Here is an 18,265-nt window from a genome sequence, read left to right on the forward strand (position 1 = left end):
ATCAGCTCCGCTGCTGCGAGCCGGTGATGACCTGCGCGCCCTCGTCGAGACCGGACGTGATCTCGGTCAGCTCGCCGTCGGTGGAACCGACCTTGACGTTGACCGCGTGCGGTCGACCATTTTCCAGCACATAGAGCGTACGCGAGCCATCGGTCGGTCTCGGCGCTGCGTCGCGCTGACGGCCCGGACGGCCCAAGCGGCCGGTGAACAGGTCGCGCAGGCTCCACGTGCGGGCGGCGGGCGGCGCCGGCCGGTAACGGAAGGCGGTGGCCGGCACGGTGAGCACGCCCTTGGCCTGTTTGGTGACGACCGAGACGGTGGCTGTCATGCCGGGCCTGAGCAGCAGCTCGCTGTTGTCGACCTCCAGCCGTGCATTGTAGGTGACGACGCCGTCAGTGGTGACGGAGGCATAGGAGATGTCGCGGATCTCGGCGTCGAAGGGCCGCTCCGGAAAGGCATCGACGGTGAAGCGGGCGTGCTGGCCGGGCTTGACCGAGCCGATATCGGCCTCGTCGACCGCTGCCTGAAGCTCCATGTTTCTGAGGTCGGCGGCAATGACGAACAGCACCGGCGCCTGCAGCGAGGAGGCGACCGTCTGGCCGGGGTCGACCGAGCGCGTGAGCACGATGCCGTCGATCGGCGCGTAGATGGTGCTCTTGGCAAGGTCGGTCTGCTGCGCCTTGAGGTCGGCATTGGCGATGGCAAGGTTGGCCTCGGCGCTGTCGAGAGCCGCCTTGGAGCGGTCGCGGGTTGCGGTCGCCGCCTCGAGAGACTGGTCGGTCGCCATGCCGCGCTTGGTGAGCTCGTTCGCGCGTGTCAGCGCGTTCTCGTTCTCCTTCAGCGTCACGGTGGCGTCCTCGACATTGGCCGCGGCTGCCTTGGCGGAAGCCTGGGCGCGCTCGATCTGAACCTCCAGCTTGGCGGTGTCGAGCGTCGCCAGCACGTCGCCCTTCTTGACCTGCTGGTTCTCCTCGACCGCGACCGAGCGGACGACGCCTGAAAGCTCGCTGGAGATATCGACCTGCGTCAGCGGCTGTAGTGTGCCGGTGGCCGAGACCTGGATGGTGAGGTCGGCAACGGCCGCCGGCACCGTGGTATAGTCGATCTTGGCCGGAGAGCCGGCGTACCACTGATAGAAGGCACCCGCCGCGGCGACGGCGATCAGCGCCAGCAGGGCATACAGCCAACCGCGCCGGCGCGTCCTGCGCAGGCCGTTGCGGTCGAGGCCGAGCGCCGTCTCGATGGCGGAATCCGATTCCGTCTTTGGCGGATTGACAACCTGGTCCACGCTGGACCCCTATAATGCGCAATGTCCCTGTCTGTGCACAGATCAGGCTTTGCGGTTCGAATTACAAATTAAATTTCGCCCATGTTGGGATTGAGGCAAGAATGAAAACCCGGAATTACTTGCTCTACGATGTCTTCACGACCGAGCGGCTGGCCGGCAATCCCCTGGCTGTCGTCCTGGACAGCAAGGGGCTGGACACGGCGGCGATGCAAGCCATCGCGCGCGAATTCAATCTTTCCGAAACGGTGTTCGTGCTGCCGCCCGACAACGCCAAGCACCGTGCACGCATCCGCATCTTCACGCCCGACTATGAGATGCCGTTCGCCGGCCATCCGACCGTCGGTTCGGCGATCGCTCTCGCGGATATGGCCGGCGAGACCGCCGGCATCTTCGTGCTTGAAGAGAATATCGGCCTGGTGCGCTGCGCGGTGAGCAAGCATGACGGCGCCACCTTCGCCGAGTTTGACCTGGCGAAGCTGCCGGAGCCGCTGGAGCTCTCCGCCGACCCGGTGGCGATTGGCGCGGCGCTCGGCCTGGCACCGCACGAGATCGGCTTCGAGAATCACCGCGTCTCGTTCTGGTCGGCCGGCGTGCCTTACGTGACCATCCCCGTCGCCAATCTGGAAGCGGCGGCGCGGGTCAAGCTGGACAACCAGGCCTGGTCGGAGCTGGCGCCGCGCAAGAGCGAATGGGCTTTCGCCAGTCCTTACGTCTATTGCCGCGAGACGGTGAACCACGAGAGCGCCTTCCATGTGCGCATGATCGTGCCCGGCAGCCCCTCCTATGAGGACCCGGCGACCGGTTCGGCGGCGGCCGCCTTTGCCGGCGCCATCATGCATTTCGACGGCCCGACCGACGGCATTTCGCAGCTCTGGATCGAGCAGGGGCTGGAGATGAGCCGGCCATCGCGCATCCGGCTCGAACTCACTGTCGAGGCCGGAAAACTGGCCTCGGCCCGGATCGGCGGCAACGCCATCAAGGTGGCCGAAGGCAAGCTGTTCGTCTGAACGCGCGCATTGGTCCGGCTGCAGGAGCCGGCGCGTTCGGGCGAGAGGGGAAACAGATGGGTTGGGCGACAGGATATATTGCGCGCCTGCAGTCAGGAGAAACGGTCCAGTTTCGTCCGCGCGGCCATTCGATGAAAGGCAAGATCGAGAGCGGTCAACTCTGCACGGTCAAGCCAGTAACCGATGCGAGCGTGCTTGGCGTTGGTGACATCGTTCTGTGCCGTGTCGGCGGGGCTCAATATTTGCATCTGGTGAAGGCCATGAGAAACGGTCAGTTCCAGATCGGCAATAATCGAGGCGGCATCAACGGATGGATAAGCCCGAACGCAATCTTCGGCATTTTGATCGAAGTGGCCGACTGAAATCGCATCTGCACGTTTGGCGCCTGAGCGCGAACGCCGTCCTCAAAAACACGGTCATCCGAACTACCGGCTCCGGTTTCGCAAGAGCGCTCAAAATCAAAGGCAGGCGATTTGTCGGGAAATGATTCAAGCAGGGCTAGACACGGCGGAGATCGGCGGCTATATGCCGCCAACGCTGGGTTTACCGGCCGTGTGGGTGTGTAGCTCAGTTGGTAGAGCAGCTGACTCTTAATCAGCGGGTCCACAGTTCGATCCTGTGCACACCCACCAAATTCCCCTTCTAAATCAATTGGATATTGTTTCGCGAGGCCCGGATAGCCCCGCTGCAATCCCCAATTGGTAGACTCGCGCGCTGCATCGGCAGTTAGTGTCTCCATCAGCCAAAAAAGGGAGGGAGGCCTCGAACCGGGAGGAACGATGTTGCCTGTTCAAAAAGAAGACTTTCGAACGAACAGAGCCGACTATGTGATTGCGAGGTGTGGCCGATCGGCCGCTGACGATGATCGCGATGAGCTACTGGCAAGAAAACAGTCCCTGTGCCTAAGAGAGAGGCGAGCCGCCAGATTGGCCGCAAATCCATGTGAAAGCTTGCCACCGAGAGCCAGACCACTCGGTCGACACTGACGGTTCGTGGGTAACCTACGCGATCACGCCATACGAGAACGGGCCGCCTATTAAGCCCGCCACTGGCCGGCGCCTTACCCCCGCCCAACAGGTGCCGGCCATCTTTCCTACGGCCGGCAGAAGGGCTGCATAAGAGCATCGTCGGCCCGCTAATATCGCCATAGTGCGATGACTATCGCTCGCTCCAGGTTCTATATGAGGCGCTGTTGAAGACGGTGCGAGAACAGTTGTCGATCCGCGCAATCGACTTACTTGTCACTGGGAACTTCGACGGTGATCTTGATCCCGGCATAGTAGGCCGCAACATTGGCGATATCTTCATCGCTCAGGCTCTTGATGACCTGCGACATCATTTGACTCTTGCGCTCTCCGGCCTTGTAAGTCATCAGCGCGTGGACGAGATAGTCGTACTTCTGCCCGGCGAGATTGGGCGCGTAATTCAGTTTGCTGAGGCCATCCGTGCCGTGGCACACTTGGCATTGCACCATGACTTTCCGGCCGGCAGCGCTGTCGCCTGCTGCGTGCGCAAATGACGAGGTGGCCACGAGAGCAGCCAGGCCAAGGATCAAGCCACGCATACTATGCTCCGCGAATGCTCCGTCGTCCGTGGCCTTTTTAGATCGAACGACAAGGCACCCTACACCCGGCGAGACGGCATAGCGAATCTTCCATGGTGGAGGATCGGAAATTCATGCTGACATATAGCCCCGCCAGCGCGCGACTCTGTCACTAGACGAACGACCCATGGCGCAATGCCATCGATATCTATTTCTCCGAAACCCCAGCCTCGGCGAAGCTTGCCATGCGGGCGTGGCATTCCAGCGCCGAACGCACGATGTTGACTGCGAGGCAGGCGCCGGAGCCTTCGCCGAGCCGCATGCCGAGATCGAGCAGCGGCGGCAGGCCGAGTGATTCGAGCAGGCGGCGGTGGCCGGATTCGGCTGAGACATGGGCCGCTATGGTGTGTGCGAGGCCGGTCGGGTGCAGCCGTGCCAAGGGCGCCGCGGCGGCGGTGCAGACGAAGCCATCGAGCAGCACCGGCACATTGTTGTGGCGCGCGGCGAGCGTGGCGCCGAAGATGGCGGCGAGCTCGCGGCCGCCAAGCGCGGCGGCGATCTTCAGCGGATCGGACAGCGCGTCGGCATGGCGCTTGAGGCCCGCCTCGATCGCAGTGACCTTGCGCTTGAGGCCGGCGTCGTCGACGCCGGTGCCGCGCCCGGTCCATTTTTCCGCGCCGCCACCGAACAGGCCGGCCGAGATGGCTGCCGCCGGCGTGGTGTTGCCGATGCCCATCTCGCCGAAGCAGACGAGATCGAGGTCTTTCGTCACAGCGTCGTAGCCGGCCGAGACGGCGGCGAGGAAGGTCTTTTCGTCCATCGCCGGCACTTCAGTGAAGTCGCCGGTCGGATGGTCGAGGTCGAGTGGGATGACGTCGAGCTCGGCGCCGGCGATGCGGGCGAGCTGGTTGATGGCGGCGCCGCCGCCGGCGAAATTCGCCACCATCTGCACGGTGACTTCAGACGGGAAGGCCGAGACGCCCTGCGCGGTGACGCCGTGATTGCCGGCAAAGACGAAGACCTTCACCTTGTTCAGCTTCGGCATGTCGCGGCCCTGCCAGCGCGCCAGCCAGGCGGCGATGGTCTCCAGCCGGCCGAGGCTGCCTTGCGGCTTGGTCAGTGTGTCCTGGCGGCGAGCGACGGCATTGGCCGCGGTGTCGCTGCCTGCGGAAAGGTCGAGGCAGGCGGCGCGCAGGTCTTCGAGGGATTTGAAGGACATGGGGGCAAGGTCTCCAAAAGAGAGTCAGGACAGGGATACGGACGCGACGAGCAGGATTGCGATCTCGCCGAGTTGTTGAAGCGCGCCGACGGTGTCGCCGGTCTGGCCCTCGATCTGGTTGAGGCACAGCGCGTGGAAGGCGGCGAAGACCAGGCCAAGCAGGATCAGCGCGAAAACCGCACCGCCAAACCCAAGCAAGAGGAGCGGTATCGCGCCGAGCACGGCGCCGGCTATGGCGGTTTCGACCGAGACGGTGCCGGCGCCGGCCGAGAGGCCGTCGGACCGCGCCGGGGGCAGGAGATGCATGAAGGCGCCCAGCAATCCGCGCGAAGCGGCATGTGCGGCAATGAGGGCCAGGAGCGCCTGCGTGGGGTCGGCAAATTCAGAAATCGCGCTCCAGCGGACCAGCAGTGACAGAGCCAGCGCCGATGCGCCATAGGCGCCGATGCGGCTGTCTCGCATGATCTCCAGTTTCCGACTGCTCGACTTGCCGCCACCGAAGCCGTCGGCGACATCGGACAGCCCGTCCTCGTGCAGGCAGCCGGTGGTGAGCAATGTTGCCGCAAGCGCAAGTGCTGCCGCCGGACCCATGGCAAGCCCGAACCGTTCCGCCGTGGCGTAGACGACCGCGCCGATCAGGCCGACAGCAAGGCCGGCGACGGGGGCGGCCCAGATAGCGGCGGCGAGGCTGCGCCCGCGAAAATCAAAGACGGGCAGCGGCAGCCTTGTGAAGAAGACCAGGCAAAGCGCGATGTCGTCGAGAATTTGCCGGAGCGAAAGGGTCACGTTCTGGAGCTTCATGCCTCAGCCCCTCGCAATGGCGTGGAAGAAGGTGCCGCTGACATGGCCGCGCCGGTAGCCGGAGGCGCCGAGCGGATTGCCCTGGCCGTCGGCGAGATCGGCCAGCGGCTCGTCATTTCCGGTAGCGGTCATCTGGGCATAGTGGAATTCATGGCCGCGGATCAGCATGCCTGCGGCTCCCAGCGGGCAGCCGGCGCGCAGGCGTGCCTCGCGGTAGCCGAGATTCATCTTGCGCTTGGCGAAGCTGGTCGAATGGCCGAGCAGGCCGAGCATCTTGTGCGTCTCGCCGGCCGCATCCTCCAGCGTCTCGCCCAGCACCATGAAGCCACCGCACTCGCCATGGACAGGCTTTGTCGCGGCGAAGCGCGCCATTCCCGTCCGGAAGTTCGTGGCCGCCGCCAGCCTGCCGGCATGCAGTTCGGGATAGCCGCCGGGCAGCCAGCAGACATCGCAATTCTCATCGGGCGCCTCGTCGGCGAGCGGCGAGAAGGGGATGATCTCGGCGCCGGCCTTGCGCCAATGCGTGGCGACATGCGGATAGAGGAAGGTGAAGGCGGCATCCTCGGCCAGCGCGATACGTTGGCCGGGGGGATGAAGCGCGTCGCCGAAATCGCCCGCCATCGGCGCCAGCGGAGTTGCCAGCGCCATGATGGCGTCGAGGTTGAGCGACTTCTCGGCCATGTCGGCCAGCCGATCGAGATGCGCCATCAGGTTCTCATACTCGCCGGCCTGGACGAGGCCGAGATGCCGCTCCGGCAGGTTGAGCGTTGGATCGCGCAGGATGGCGCCGACCACCGGCAGGCCGATCGCCTCGATGGCGTCGCCTGACAGCCGCCGGTGGCGTTCGCTGCCGAGCCGGTTGAGGATGACGCCGGCCATGCGCACGTCCGGGTCGTAGGTGGCAAAACCCTTGGCGACCGCCGCTGCAGTGGTCGATTGACCCGATACATCGAGCACCAGCAGCACCGGCAGGCCGTAGAGCCGGGCGAGATCGGCGGCCGAGCCCGTGCGGCCTTCCGGCGCGGGGATGCCGTCGAACAGGCCCATGGCGCTTTCGAGGATGACGAAATCGGCATCGCCGGCCGCCTGGGTGGCGAGCGCGTTGAGCAGGGCAGGCGGCATCGCCCAACTGTCGAGGTTGACGCCGGACAGGCCGGTGGCGGCGGTATGGAAGCCGGGGTCGATGTAATCGGGCCCGGACTTGGCGCCGCGCACCTTCAGGCCGCGCCGGGCCAGCGCGCGCAATATGCCGATGGTGACGCTGGTCTTGCCCGATCCGGAGCGCGGCGCGCCGATGATGATGGCGCGTGCCGTCATGTTCCACCCGCCAGTGCCGCGCGCATGGCGACGATACCGCCGACGACGATCAGCGCCGGCGAAGCCAGGCCGGCTGCCGCGGCCTCCTCGGCGATGGTGGCGAGCGTGGCGACGACGGTGCGCTCCTGCGGCGTCGTCGCGGAAACGATCACCGCGGCCGGCGTCGACGGCGCCAGTCCGCCTTCCAATAACGAAGCGGCGATCCGCGGCAGATTGGCCATTCCCATATAGACGACCACCGGCTGGCCGGTGCGAGCAATCGCCGCCCAGTCGAGATCGTCATCGGTGCCGGCGGCATGGCCTGTGGCCAGGATGACCGCCTTGTTGATGCCGCGCATGGTGGCGGGAATGCCGGTGGCGGCGAGCGCGCTGAGGCCGGAGGTCAGGCCGGACAGCACGCGGAAAGGAATAGCCTCCCGCGCGAGTGCCAGCGCCTCTTCGCCGCCGCGGCCGAAAATGTAGGGATCGCCGCCCTTGAGACGGACAACGCGGCGGCCTTCGCGCGCCAGCCGCACGAGCAGGGCGGTGATATTGTCCTGCTTCATCGATGGCTGGCCGCCGCGTTTGCCCGCGTAGAAGAGCTCTGCACCTTCCGCGACCGCGACAACGTCGGGCGAGACCAGCGCATCATAGACCAGCGCATCGCACTGCCCGAGAGCGGCCAGCACCTCTAGCGTCAGGCAGCCCGGGTCGCCGGGACCGGCGCCAGCCAGCCAGACATGGCCGGGCTCCAACTCGCGCGGCTTGAACTTCAGCCGCGCCAGCGCCTGCTCCACCGTGGCCTGTCCGTTTCTGTTGTTGGCGCTGCCGTTCACAATCCGTCCCGTCCGCGAAAACGCCGCTGGTAGTGGGCGTCGTAAAGTGAGCTTTCGCCGAAATCCTGGGCGGCGAGCGCGCTGCCGACGAAGATGATCGCCGTGCGCTCCATCGGATCTTCGGCCAACTGCGCCTCGATGCTGGCGAGCGTGCCGGTCAGTACGCGCTCGTCCGGCCAGGAGGCGCGGAAGACGACCGCCACCGGGCAGTCGGCGCCGTAGAGCGGCGTCAGCTCGGCGACGATCCGGTCGATGGCGTGGATGGCGAGATGGATGGCAAGCGTCGCCCCGGTGCGGCCGAAGCCGGCCAGCGTCTCGCCGGGCGGCATCTTCGAGGCGCGGCCGGAGACACGGGTGAGCACCAGGCTTTGCGCGAGTTCGGGAATGGTGAGCTCGCGGCGAAGGGCCGCCGCCGCGGCGGCGAAGGAAGGCACGCCCGGCGTCAGCGTGTAGGGGATGTTGTGCTTTTCCAGCCGGCGGATCTGCTCGGCCACCGCGCTCCAAACCGAAAGGTCGCCGGAATGCAGGCGGGCGACATCCAGGCCGGCCGTGTGGGCGGCGACATATTCGGCCTCGATCTCATCGAGCGACATCGGCGCCGTGTCGATCAGTTTGGTGCCGGGCGCGCAATGTTCCAGCAGTTCGGGCGCAACGATCGAGCCGGCATGGAGGCAGACCGGGCAGCTTGCCAGCAGCCGGCTGCCGCGCAGAGTGATGAGGTCGGCCGCACCGGGGCCGGCGCCGATGAAATGAACGGTCATGACGCATCTCCACCGAGCGCGATGGCGCAGGTGACAGGACCGAGCACCGTGCGCGGCCCGAGCAGTTTTGCGCCGTTGCCGGCGGCGGCCAACGCCGCAGCTTCCGAAACCGAAGGCGTGCCGGCCTTCGACTGCGACAGGGCGGAGCGACTGAGCGTGCCGGATGATGCGGCTTGCAATGCATCGTCCGAGACGACGATCACAGGCAAAGCGAGGTCGCGGCCGGCGAGGAAGATCGCTTCCTCGTCGCGTTTGATTTCGCCGGTCGCCAGCGCCGACAGCGCCGTCATTGCCAATCCATGCGCTTCGAGCGCGGTCTCGACGGCGGCGCGCACGTCGCTGGCTGTCACACCCTTCCGGCTGCCGATGCCCGCGATCATCATGGCTTCACCCAGCTCCATTGGGTGACCGGCATGGCCGGCCGCCAGGCCTGCATCGAGCCCACCGGCGAGGCCCGGGAGATGGCGATGCGCGTGAGATCGCCACCGTGCTTGATGTGCTGGGCAAGCAGCAGCGTCTCCATCTCCAGCGTCACCGCGTTGGCGACAAGCCGGCCGCCGGGGCGCAGCGCCTTGATCGCCTTCTCCAGCACGCCGGCGTCGCTGCCGCCACCACCGATGAAGATGGCGTCTGGTGTATCCAGCTTCGCCAACGCCTTGGGCGCCGAGCCCTCGATCACGACAAGGCCAGGCACACCGCAATGCGAGGCATTGTGACGAATGCGTGCGGCGCGCGTCGCGTCGGCCTCGATGGCGATGGCGCGCAGGGAAGGGTGGGCAAGCATCCATTCGATGCCGATCGAGCCCGAGCCGGCGCCGATGTCCCACAGCAGTTCGCCGCGCCTTGGCGCCAGCGCCGAGAGCGTGACGGCGCGGACCTCGCGCTTGGTGATCTGGCCGTCATGTTCGAACAGGTGGTCGGCGAGGCCTGATGTCAGCGGCAGGATGCGCGCATCTGGTGTCGATTCAATTTCCAGCGCCAGCACGTTGAGCGGATTGATGTTTTTGAGATCGAAGGCATCGGCCCTGGCTGCGCGCGCGCTTTCTTGCGGGCCGCCGAGCGCTTCGAGGACTGTCAGCCGCGACGGACCGAAGCCAAGTTCTTCGAGCAGCCGGGCGATAGCCGCCGGCGCGTCGCCGTCGGATGTCAGCGCCAGGATGCGCGCGCCGGACTGAAGCAAAGGCCGGATCAGGTCGATCGAATGCCCGTGCAGCGAGATCGCCTCGACATCCTGCAGCGCCCAGCCGAGGCGGGACGCCGCCAGCGACAGCGACGACGGCGCCGGCAGGACAAGCATGTGCTGCGACTTGACCTTGCGCGCCAGCGTGACGCCGACGCCGTGGAAGAACGGATCGCCGGAAGCGAGCACGCAGACATTTCTGCCTTCGAGCGCCAGCACGTCGCGCATCTCGGCGTCGAACGGCGTCGGCCATTGGCGGGCCTCGCCCTTGGCAAGGGATGCGACGAGCGCGAGGTGCCGGTTGCCGCCGAAGATGAATTCGGCTTGCGCTATGTGCTTCTTGGCCTCGTCGCCGAGACCCGCTACACCGTCCTCGCCGATGCCGACCACCGTTAGCCATTTTGGCGTGAGCTTTGCGGCGCGCGAACCCTTAGCAGGCATAATGACCCACCGCATTCTGATCCTCGGCGGAACCACCGAAGCCCGGCAACTGGCGGGAAGACTGGCGGCGCGCGCCGATCTTTCGGTCACGCTGTCGCTGGCCGGCCGCACCGAAAGCCCCGTCGCGCAAGGCGTGCCGGTGCGCATCGGCGGCTTCGGCGGCGCGGACGGATTGGCGGCTCATCTCGGCCGGGAAAAGGTCGACCTGTTGATCGACGCCACGCATCCTTACGCGGCGCGCATTTCGGCTAACGCCGCTGAAGCGGCCCGGCAAGCCGGCGTGCCGATCCTTGCCTTGCGGCGTCCCGGCTGGGAACCCTTGGCGGGCGACCGTTGGACGCTGGTCGACAGCGCGGCGGAGGCGGCCATGGCGCTCGGCAAGGCGCCACGCCGTGTCTTCCTGGCGATCGGCCGACAGGAGGCCGGCGTCTTCGAAGCCGCTCCGCAGCACCATTATCTCATTCGCAGCGTCGACCCGGTCGAGCCGAAGCTGGCTGTGCCCGACGCTATCTATCTGCTGGCGCGCGGGCCGTTTCCGGAAGCGGACGAACGCGCGCTGCTGCAAAAACACGGGATCGATGCCGTCGTGTCCAAGAACAGTGGTGGCGAAGCGACCTACGGCAAGATCGCCGCGGCGCGGGCGCTTGGCATCGAAGTGGTCATGATCCGTCGACCGTCCGTGCCGGACGTTCCGTCGGCCGAGACCGTCGATCAGCTGGCCGCCGAGGTCGATCATCTTTTCGCGCCCGTTGCCGAGCGTGGCGTGTAGACCAAAGCGGGCCGCTCACCGCGCTTGATGATCCGGGTCTCGGGCGAACCGATGATGATGCAGGTGGCCATGTCGGCCTTTTCCGCATCGGCGTCCGCCAGCAGATGCACGTCGATACGCTCGTCCGGCCGGCCAGCGGCGCGGCCGAAGATCACCGGCGTGGTGCCGGGCAGGATTGCTTTCAGGCATTCGAAGGCGCGGCCGAGCTGCCAGGGGCGCGCCTTGCTGATCGGGTTGTAGAGTGCGATGACGAAGCCGGCGCCGGCGGCAGCCAGCAGGCGCAGCTCGATCAGCTCCCAGGGTTTCAGATTGTCGGAGAGCGAGATGGCGCAGAAATCGTGGCCGAGCGGTGCGCCGATGCGTGCGGCGACCGCAAGCATGGCGGTGACGCCTGGAACGACCGCGAGGTCGATTGCGCGCCATTCCTTGGGGCCAGCCTCGATCGCCTCGCACACCGCCGCCGCCATGGCGAATACGCCGGGGTCGCCGCCGGAGACCACGGCGACGTCGTGGCCCTCGGCGGCTTTCGCCAGCGCCTCGTTGGAGCGAGCGAGCTCCTCTCGATTGTCGGAGGCGATGCGGGTCTGGTCGGGGCGAAGCTCGAGCCGTTCGAGATAGGGTTTGTAGCCATAGAAGAATTTGGCTTCGGCCACGGCACGGCTCGCTTGCGGCGTGACCTGATCGGCATTGCCGGGCCCAAGGCCGATGACGGTGAGGCGGCCGCTCATGCCTTGGCTCCGGCGGCACCTGACCGGGCCGACCAGCCGGCGACGAGCACGATGGCGAAATAGGGTGCCTTGTCGTCCGGCTTCTCGGCGAGCCGCATGGAGACGCTGCCCGGCATGGTGCCGCGCTCGACATAGACGGCTTTCGTGAGCTTGCCGGTCGCCTGCAGCGCACGGCGGATTTTCGGCAGGTTGCGGCCGACCTTCATGATCACGGCGGCATCGGTGTCGGCCAGGCGTCGCGTCAGCTCGAACTCGCTCATCGTGCCCGGCAGGACGGTCAGCACATCGTCGCCCTGGACGATCGGCAGGCCGGTCGCCGACCAGCATCCGGACATGGCGGTGACGCCCGGAATGACCTCGGTCGGGAAGCGATGCGCAAGGCGCACATGCAGGTGCATGTAGGAGCCATAGAACAGCGGGTCGCCTTCCGACAGCACCGCCACCATCCGGCCGGCGTCGAGATGCTCGGCAACCTTCTCAGCTGATTCCTCGTAGAAATCCGTGATCTGCGAGCGATAGTCGTCGTGATCCTTGTCGATCTCGGTCGTCACCGGATAGAGCAGCGGCAGCTCGATCATATCCGGCCGGAAGCGCGCCTCGACGATGGCGCGGGCGTTGCTGTTGTTGCCGCGCTTGGCGAAATAGGCGACGACGTCGGCCTCGGCCAATGCCCGGGCAGCCTTCAGCGTCAGAAGTTCGGGGTCGCCGGGACCGGTGCCGACGCCGACCAGACGGCCTTTTGCAATCGCGTTCACAGGCCTGGCCTCGCCAATGCGTTGAGGGCCGCGGCGGTCATGGCGCTGCCGCCAAGCCTGCCGCGCACGATGGCGTAGGGTACGCCATAGGAGTTCTCGGCCAGCGCGTCCTTGGATTCGGCGGCGCCGACGAAGCCGACCGGCATGCCGATGATCGCCGCCGGCTTCGGCGCGCCGTCGCGCAGTTTTTCCAGCAGATAGAAGAGCGCGGTCGGCGCGTTGCCGATGGCGACCACCGATCCGGCCATGCGCTCGCCCCAGAGGTCGATCGCAGCGGCAGAGCGGGTGTTGCCGATCTTCCTGGCGATCTCGGCGGTGCGCGGGTCGCGCAGCGTGCAGATCACCTCATTGCCTGACGGCAGCCGGGCGCGGGTGACGCCGTGGGCGACCATCTCGGCATCGCAGAAGATCGGCGCGCCGGTCGACAAGGCGGCGCGCGCGGCGGCGACGAAATCGGTGGAGAAAACAAAGTGGCTGGCGGCTTCGACCTGGCCGCAGGCATGGATCATGCGGATCGCGACATCGGCCTCGGCGTCCGAAAAGCGCGACAGGTCGGCCTCGGCACGGATGATGGCGAAGGAGCGCTCGTAGATCGCTGTGCCGTCATGGATATAGTCGTAGGCCGCCATGCTCATTCCTGTCGGTAGATTTCGGCGATGCCGGTCGCGCCAAGCCTTGTCAGGCAAGCGGCGGCGGTCTCGCCTTGGAGTCGTTGCTCGCGGAGTGCGGCAAGGATGCCGCCTATGCCGCGCGCGGCGTCATAGCCCGGCCTGTATCCGGCAGGAAGGGCTTTTGCCGTCGCGTTCACGACAAGTCCGGCTCCGTTTTCGTCGCCGACCAGGGTCAGCGCTGCCGAGCCTGGATGCGCGCAGCCTTTTGCGCAGCCTGAAATGTGCAGGCTGAGCGAGGTGTCGAGGAGGTCGCCATCTTGTGCCGCGATGGCCTCGGCGATGTCGCGCGTCGCGATGCGGCCGGAGGCGCAGGCGGGCATTCCAGGGCAAGCGGCAATGCGGGTGCGCGAGTCGGCGGCGTCGGTGACGAAGCCGAGGGTGGCGGCGGAGTTTTGCAGCGAAGAGCAGGCGGATGGGATGAGGCCGAGGAAGAGCAGGGCACGGCCGGGTGCCAGGCGGATTTCGGTGGCGCCGAGGGCGAGGGCGTGTTGGGCGAGGTCGATAAGATTTGGTGCCGGCATGCTGCCGAAGGGCAGGCCGATGCCGAGGGCATGGCCGCTGATCATGTCGAAGAGGCCAATAGGCGAGCCATGGCGCTCTACGGCGCCCCCCTCTGTCCTGCCGGACATCTCCCCCACTTGGGGGGAGATTGGCAGCTTGGGCGCCGCCTCATCACCTTCAGCGTTGGTGATTGGCGAAACCGCGGGCGACAGCGCAATCTCCCCCCTAGTGGGGGAGATGTCCGGCAGGACAGAGGGGGGCGCGAAGGAATGCCAACCTGCGAGGGAGGCCAACTGCCTATCCGACAAATCCCGCGTGTGCGCTTCGCGGCCCTTTTCAGCGACCATCCTCAGAGTTGCAACGGTGATATCGCGGGCCGCATCTTCATCGACCACCGCGAGCGGCCTCGCGCTTCGGCCGTCACCGGCAACCGATACGCTCCACCGGACGCCGGCCGTGGCCGGGACTGCCTTCAGCCGCACGTCGGCCGTCATTGCGTCCATGGTCAACTGCCCGCCGCCGTCGACCACCACCGACACTTTCGGCCCCAGCCGTTGCGTCAACCCCGCTTCATCAATCGCCACCCTGATCCGCTCAGCCAGCGGGCGCGGATCGGCAATCTCACGCGGGTCGAGGCCCGCCAGCGGCCCGATCTCGACCGGCACGCCGCTGCGCACGGCAATGCCCAGCGCATCCACCTCTGCCGCCAGCAGCCGCGCGCTTTCCGCGGTCAGGCCGCGGATCTGCAGGCTGCCGCGCGCTGTCACTTCCATGATGCCGTTGCCGTGGCGCAAGGCGGATTCGCCGAGTCCGATCAAAAGCTTCGGCGACATTCCTCCAGCAACCGGATTGAGCCGCGCCAGCAGCCCGTCGCCGGTCTGCATCGGGGCGCTGAGGGCAGGGCAGGCGCCGCGGCGCGAGAAAGCGTTCATGCCGCCACCCGCTGGGCTTCGGCGATCAGCGCCGCGAGATCGTCGTCGATCGAATTGCGCAGCGGATGCCACAGCCCGCGGCGTCGCGCCGATAGCAGCCGCTCCGCGATGACCTTCGCGGCGGCCGGATTCTCGCGCAGGATGAAGGCACGGACGTCCGCATCGCCAAGATAGGCGTCGTGCACAGCCTCGATCAGAGCGCCCGATATGGCATGCGTGGTCTCGGCGAAGCCGACGAGGCGGTCGACCGTCTCGGCGAATTCGGAGGCGCCGCGCGGACCATGCCGCATCTGACCGGCAATGAAGCGCGGGTTGACAGCACGGGCGCGCACCACGCGGGACACCGCTTCGCCGACCGAGCGCGGCTTCGGCTTTTGCGGGTCCGTGGTGTCGAGCACGATAACGTCGGCATTCCGACCAAGTGCTGCAAGGGCGGCGGAAAACCCGCCGATGAAGGCAACGTCGGCCGAGCCTTCGAGAATGTCGCGGCCGGGGTCGTCGCCGGTGTGGACGAGAAGATCGGCCTCGGCGATGCGGCCTTCGAAAGCGCCGGGCGCGGACATGGCTTCGCCGTTCGCGCCGCCATAGGCGTGCGAGGTGGCGTCGAGATAGGCACGACCGATTTCCTCACGCGCGGCCCAGTCGCCGCTCGACAAAAGCTCCTCGACGCCGGCGCCGTAGGTGCCGGGCGAAGTGCCGAAAATGCGCGGGCCGACCTTGCCCTCGGTGCGGGTCGCCGCTGCGAGCGGGTTTTCGGAATCGTCCTCGTCGCGGCTGGCGACGGCGTTGGCGGCGGCATCGATCAGCGCGATCTGGGTCGGGAACATGTCGCGGAACAGGCCGGAAATGCGCCAGGTGACATCGACGCGCGGGCGGCCGAGCGCCGCCGGCGGCAACACCTCGATGCCGGTGACGCGGCCGGTGGCGGCATCCCATTGCGGCCGGCAGCCCATCAGCGCCAGGCCTTGCGCGATCTCCTCGCCGCCGGTGCGAAGCGAGGCCGAGCCCCAAAGGTCGATGACCAGCGAGCGCGGCCAGTCACCATGGCTCTGCATGTAGCTGCGCACCACTTCTTGCGCTGCCGCCTGTCCGAGCTCATAGGCGGTCGGCGTCGGCATGGTGCGGGGATCGGCGGTGAAGAGGTTGCGGCCGGTGGGCAGCACGTCGGAGCGGCCGCGCGCCGGCGCACCGGCCGGACCAGCCTTGATGTGGCGGCCATCGAGCGCGGCGAGCAGGGCGGCCCTTTCGGCTTCGGCGCTTCGCCTGCGCAGCGGATCGGCCTCGCCCCCCGGCGCGCGGCCGTAGACATGCAGCCCGTCCTTGACGGCGAAATCCTTGAGGTCGCAGAGCCAGGCGTCGATGCGGCGCAGCGCCTCGTCCGGCGCGTCGGTGCCGGCAACGCCGGCCTCAGAGGCAAGCCCGGTTTGCCGCGCGGTCTCGACGATCAGCTTCGCCAGCCTGTCGCGGCGGCGGCGGTCGAGCCCATCGGCCTGGGCGTATTCGTCGACCAGCCGTTCCAGCCTCTGCTGGTTCTCGTCCAGCCCGGCGCCGGTCAGCGGCGGCGGCAGATGGCCGAGCGTCACGGCGGCGATGCGCCGCTTGGCCTGCGCCGCCTCGCCGGGATTGGAGACGATGAAGGGATAGATGACCGGCAGCGCGCCGGTGACGATCTCGGGGAAACAGATATCGGAGAGCGCGACGGTCTTGCCCGGCAGCCATTCCAGCGTGCCATGCGCGCCGACATGGATGAGGGCATGCACGCCGAGCGATCTGCGCAGCCAGAGGCCGAAGGCGATCAATTCGTGGCGGGGAGGGAGGGTTGGGTCGTGATAGTCGGCGCGGCGGTCGGCCGAGCGGCCACGGTCGGGGGCGAGCGCCACGGTGATGTTGCCGAAGGTCGCGGCGCGGAAGGGGAAGCGGTTTTCGCCAATGTGCCGCGAAGGCCGGCGTTCTGTCGCGCCCCCCTCTGTCCTGCCGGACATCTCCCCCACGAGGGGGGAGATCATGCCGTCATCGCCACTTTCGCCAATTACCGCCGTTTCAAGGGGAGAGCCGGCGCCAGAACTGCCAATCTCCCCCCAAGTGGGGGAGATGTCCGGCAGGACAGAGGGGGGCGCCTCGCTTAAACCTATCTTGTCTGCCTTGCCCCAAGCAGCTTCCACCGCAGCCATTGCCGCGCTGGGCAACTTTGTCGAGAGCGAGACATAGTCCTCCAACTTCAACCCTTGCCCACCCACCTCCAGCGCATCCAGCAACGCGCGCGGCGATTGCGGAATCCCTTCAACGGCGTAGCCCTGCTCCCTCAGGTCGTGCAGCATGGCGAGCACGCTGGACGGCACATCGAGACCAACGGCGTAGCCGGTGCGGCCAGGGGCGCTCGGATAGTCGGGGATCAGGATGGCCAGCTTTCGATCCGCTCTTGCCGTCCGCTGCAGGCGGATGAATGCCTCGATGCGTGTGGCGACTTGCGCCACCCGGTCCGCCTCCGGCCGGTTTGCAAAGGCGCGAAAGGCCAGCGCCGGATCGGTCTCAATCTCGCCCTTGAACGAGATCGCGCCGGCCAGAATGCGGCCGTCGAACTCGGGCAGGACGACATGCATCGCAAGATCGGCCGGCGCCAGGCCGCGCTGGTTCTTCTCCCACACCTCGCGCCTTGTCGTTGCGACGATGACTTGGAACACCGGCACGCCGGCTCGGTCGAAGAGCGTTTCGGCGCCCGGTTCGGCGCCGGAGGCGAAGGCGGTGGCGGTGACGATCGCTGCCGGTTTCAGCGATGCAAGCGCATTCTCCACAAAGGCGAGGGACGCCGGGTCCTTGAGGCTGGAGACGAAGATCGGGGCCGGCGCCATTCCGCGCTGCCTGAGCGCCTCGACAAGCGCATCGATCGGCGCGACATCGGCGGCCAGCAGCATCGAACGGTAGAACAGGATGGGGATGACTGCTTCTTCTTCCTTCCCGACGAAGGGAAGGGAGACCACACCGTGTCCAGGTTCGTAGTACCCCGCCTTCGGCACGCTGACCGGCTCGGCCACCGCCGTATCCGACCCCGCCAGCCGCGCCAGCCTCTTCACCAGCGCCGCCATATTGGTCGGCCCGCCTTCGCGGAAATAGCCGAGCAGGCTGTCCAACTCGGCGCGTGGCAGGGTCGAGCCCTCGATCAGGCGCAGATCCTCGTCATGGCTCTCGCCGGGCAGTAGCGCCAGCTTGATGCCGCGTTCGCGCGCAACCGCGGTGAGCTGGTCGCAGCCATAGCGCCACCAGTCATAGCCGCCGAGGATGCGGACCAGGATCACCCTGGCATGGCGGGCGACGCTGTCGATCCAGAGGTCGACCGACATGGGGTGGCGCAGGTCGCGCAAGGCGGCAAGCCGCATCGCGGGCAATCGCTCGGAGTCGGCCTTCCACGCTGTTGCCAGTCCCGAGAGGTCGCTGTCGGTGAAGGACAGCGCCACGACATCCGCAGGCGTCTGCCTGAGATCGACAGGCTCGGCGAGATCGTCGAGCGAGGCGGATGTGGTGGTGAGGATGTGCATGGCG

At 67.0% G+C, this 18,265-nt stretch carries 17 protein-coding genes and 1 tRNA gene; 4 read left to right on the plus strand and 14 right to left on the minus strand.

Features of this window, described 5'->3' with window-relative positions; translation table 11 throughout:
• Position 1: 1 nt before the first annotated feature.
• Positions 2–1,288, minus strand: coding sequence for an efflux RND transporter periplasmic adaptor subunit (locus JG743_RS13770; RefSeq protein WP_202301108.1), 1,287 nt, complete (start codon positions 1,286–1,288; stop codon positions 2–4).
• A gap of 101 nt (positions 1,289–1,389) precedes the next feature.
• Here JG743_RS13770 and JG743_RS13775 point away from each other — a divergent pair, with 101 nt between their 5' ends.
• The 3 genes from JG743_RS13775 (at position 1,390) to JG743_RS13785 (ending at position 2,927) form a co-directional block, all read left to right on the plus strand.
• Entirely contained in the window at positions 1,390–2,295 is a 906-nt protein-coding gene (locus tag JG743_RS13775; RefSeq protein ID WP_202301110.1) for a PhzF family phenazine biosynthesis protein, read from the plus strand.
• A 56-nt stretch (positions 2,296–2,351) separates the two neighbouring features.
• Positions 2,352–2,657 carry a hypothetical protein gene (locus JG743_RS13780; RefSeq protein ID WP_202301112.1) on the plus strand — a complete coding sequence of 102 codons (306 nt, stop codon included), beginning with the start codon at positions 2,352–2,354 and terminating at the stop codon, positions 2,655–2,657.
• Between the two features lie 194 nt (positions 2,658–2,851).
• A tRNA-Lys gene (locus tag JG743_RS13785) sits at positions 2,852–2,927 on the plus strand.
• 602 nt (positions 2,928–3,529) lie between these two features.
• On the opposite strand, the gene JG743_RS13790 is transcribed toward JG743_RS13785, so the two are convergent.
• The 8 genes from JG743_RS13790 to cbiE all read right to left on the minus strand — a co-directional run bounded on the left by JG743_RS13790 (position 3,530) and on the right by cbiE (position 10,372).
• On the minus strand, positions 3,530–3,859 hold the full coding sequence (locus JG743_RS13790; RefSeq protein ID WP_202301114.1) for a c-type cytochrome: 330 nt from the start codon (positions 3,857–3,859) through the stop codon (positions 3,530–3,532).
• Positions 3,860–4,046: 187 nt separating this feature from the next.
• Entirely contained in the window at positions 4,047–5,057 is a 1,011-nt protein-coding gene (cobT, locus tag JG743_RS13795; RefSeq protein WP_202301123.1) for a nicotinate-nucleotide--dimethylbenzimidazole phosphoribosyltransferase, read from the minus strand.
• 24 nt (positions 5,058–5,081) lie between these two features.
• Entirely contained in the window at positions 5,082–5,858 is a 777-nt protein-coding gene (gene cobS / locus JG743_RS13800) for an adenosylcobinamide-GDP ribazoletransferase (protein WP_202301140.1), read from the minus strand.
• A 3-nt stretch (positions 5,859–5,861) separates the two neighbouring features.
• Positions 5,862–7,175 (minus strand): cobyrinate a,c-diamide synthase, encoded by a 1,314-nt coding sequence (locus tag JG743_RS13805; RefSeq protein WP_202301142.1) that lies wholly within the window; start codon positions 7,173–7,175, stop codon positions 5,862–5,864.
• Entirely contained in the window at positions 7,172–7,990 is an 819-nt protein-coding gene (gene cobA, locus JG743_RS13810) for a uroporphyrinogen-III C-methyltransferase (protein ID WP_202301144.1), read from the minus strand. The genes JG743_RS13805 and cobA overlap by 4 nt, the downstream gene beginning before the upstream one ends.
• On the minus strand, positions 7,987–8,751 hold the full coding sequence (gene cobM, locus JG743_RS13815) for a precorrin-4 C(11)-methyltransferase (RefSeq protein WP_202301146.1): 765 nt from the start codon (positions 8,749–8,751) through the stop codon (positions 7,987–7,989). The genes cobA and cobM overlap by 4 nt, the downstream gene beginning before the upstream one ends.
• On the minus strand, positions 8,748–9,134 hold the full coding sequence (locus JG743_RS13820) for a cobalamin biosynthesis protein (RefSeq protein WP_202301148.1): 387 nt from the start codon (positions 9,132–9,134) through the stop codon (positions 8,748–8,750). Before JG743_RS13820 ends, cobM begins: the two co-directional genes overlap by 4 nt.
• On the minus strand, positions 9,131–10,372 hold the full coding sequence (gene cbiE, locus JG743_RS13825; RefSeq protein ID WP_202301150.1) for a precorrin-6y C5,15-methyltransferase (decarboxylating) subunit CbiE: 1,242 nt from the start codon (positions 10,370–10,372) through the stop codon (positions 9,131–9,133). Before cbiE ends, JG743_RS13820 begins: the two co-directional genes overlap by 4 nt.
• Position 10,373: 1 nt before the next feature.
• Between cbiE and JG743_RS13830 the strand changes: the two genes are divergently transcribed.
• Complete coding sequence (locus JG743_RS13830; protein ID WP_202301159.1) at positions 10,374–11,141, plus strand: cobalt-precorrin-6A reductase; 768 nt, start codon at positions 10,374–10,376, stop codon at positions 11,139–11,141.
• Here JG743_RS13830 and JG743_RS13835 read toward each other — a convergent pair.
• The 5 genes from JG743_RS13835 to JG743_RS13855 are packed head-to-tail and all read right to left on the minus strand — an operon-like array spanning position 11,105 to position 18,261.
• Positions 11,105–11,869, minus strand: coding sequence for a precorrin-3B C(17)-methyltransferase (locus tag JG743_RS13835; protein WP_202301161.1), 765 nt, complete (start codon positions 11,867–11,869; stop codon positions 11,105–11,107). The two genes, JG743_RS13830 and JG743_RS13835, sit on opposite strands and share 37 nt — an antisense overlap.
• The gene (locus JG743_RS13840; RefSeq protein ID WP_202301163.1) at positions 11,866–12,624 is read right to left on the minus strand and encodes a precorrin-2 C(20)-methyltransferase; all 759 of its coding nucleotides are present in this window, start codon (positions 12,622–12,624) and stop codon (positions 11,866–11,868) included. Before JG743_RS13840 ends, JG743_RS13835 begins: the two co-directional genes overlap by 4 nt.
• Positions 12,621–13,253 (minus strand): precorrin-8X methylmutase, encoded by a 633-nt coding sequence (locus JG743_RS13845; RefSeq protein ID WP_202301165.1) that lies wholly within the window; start codon positions 13,251–13,253, stop codon positions 12,621–12,623. The genes JG743_RS13840 and JG743_RS13845 overlap by 4 nt, the downstream gene beginning before the upstream one ends.
• Positions 13,254–13,255: 2 nt before the next feature.
• On the minus strand, positions 13,256–14,728 hold the full coding sequence (gene cobG, locus JG743_RS13850) for a precorrin-3B synthase (RefSeq protein ID WP_202301167.1): 1,473 nt from the start codon (positions 14,726–14,728) through the stop codon (positions 13,256–13,258).
• Complete coding sequence (locus JG743_RS13855; RefSeq protein WP_202301176.1) at positions 14,725–18,261, minus strand: cobaltochelatase subunit CobN; 3,537 nt, start codon at positions 18,259–18,261, stop codon at positions 14,725–14,727. The genes cobG and JG743_RS13855 overlap by 4 nt, the downstream gene beginning before the upstream one ends.
• Between the last annotated feature and the right edge of the window lie 4 nt (positions 18,262–18,265).

Origin of the sequence: Mesorhizobium sp. 131-2-1, from assembly GCF_016756535.1 — a bacterium.
Classification (GTDB): Bacteria; Pseudomonadota; Alphaproteobacteria; order Rhizobiales; family Rhizobiaceae; genus Mesorhizobium.

What these genes read in the sequence shown, in the direction of transcription:
- JG743_RS13775 (WP_202301110.1), top strand. Translation starts at nt 1,390, where the DNA reads ATGAAAACCCGGAATTACTTGCTCTACGATGTCTTCACGACCGAGCGG.
- JG743_RS13780 (WP_202301112.1), top strand. Translation starts at nt 2,352, where the DNA reads ATGGGTTGGGCGACAGGATATATTGCGCGCCTGCAGTCAGGAGAAACG.
- JG743_RS13790 (WP_202301114.1), bottom strand. Translation starts at nt 3,859, where the DNA reads ATGCGTGGCTTGATCCTTGGCCTGGCTGCTCTCGTGGCCACCTCGTCA.
- cobT (WP_202301123.1), bottom strand. Translation starts at nt 5,057, where the DNA reads ATGTCCTTCAAATCCCTCGAAGACCTGCGCGCCGCCTGCCTCGACCTT.
- cobS (WP_202301140.1), bottom strand. Translation starts at nt 5,858, where the DNA reads ATGAAGCTCCAGAACGTGACCCTTTCGCTCCGGCAAATTCTCGACGAC.
- JG743_RS13805 (WP_202301142.1), bottom strand. Translation starts at nt 7,175, where the DNA reads ATGACGGCACGCGCCATCATCATCGGCGCGCCGCGCTCCGGATCGGGC.
- cobM (WP_202301146.1), bottom strand. Translation starts at nt 8,751, where the DNA reads ATGACCGTTCATTTCATCGGCGCCGGCCCCGGTGCGGCCGACCTCATC.
- JG743_RS13820 (WP_202301148.1), bottom strand. Translation starts at nt 9,134, where the DNA reads ATGATGATCGCGGGCATCGGCAGCCGGAAGGGTGTGACAGCCAGCGAC.
- cbiE (WP_202301150.1), bottom strand. Translation starts at nt 10,372, where the DNA reads ATGCCTGCTAAGGGTTCGCGCGCCGCAAAGCTCACGCCAAAATGGCTA.
- JG743_RS13830 (WP_202301159.1), top strand. Translation starts at nt 10,374, where the DNA reads ATGACCCACCGCATTCTGATCCTCGGCGGAACCACCGAAGCCCGGCAA.
- JG743_RS13835 (WP_202301161.1), bottom strand. Translation starts at nt 11,869, where the DNA reads ATGAGCGGCCGCCTCACCGTCATCGGCCTTGGGCCCGGCAATGCCGAT.
- JG743_RS13845 (WP_202301165.1), bottom strand. Translation starts at nt 13,253, where the DNA reads ATGGCGGCCTACGACTATATCCATGACGGCACAGCGATCTACGAGCGC.
- cobG (WP_202301167.1), bottom strand. Translation starts at nt 14,728, where the DNA reads ATGAACGCTTTCTCGCGCCGCGGCGCCTGCCCTGCCCTCAGCGCCCCG.
- JG743_RS13855 (WP_202301176.1), bottom strand. Translation starts at nt 18,261, where the DNA reads ATGCACATCCTCACCACCACATCCGCCTCGCTCGACGATCTCGCCGAG.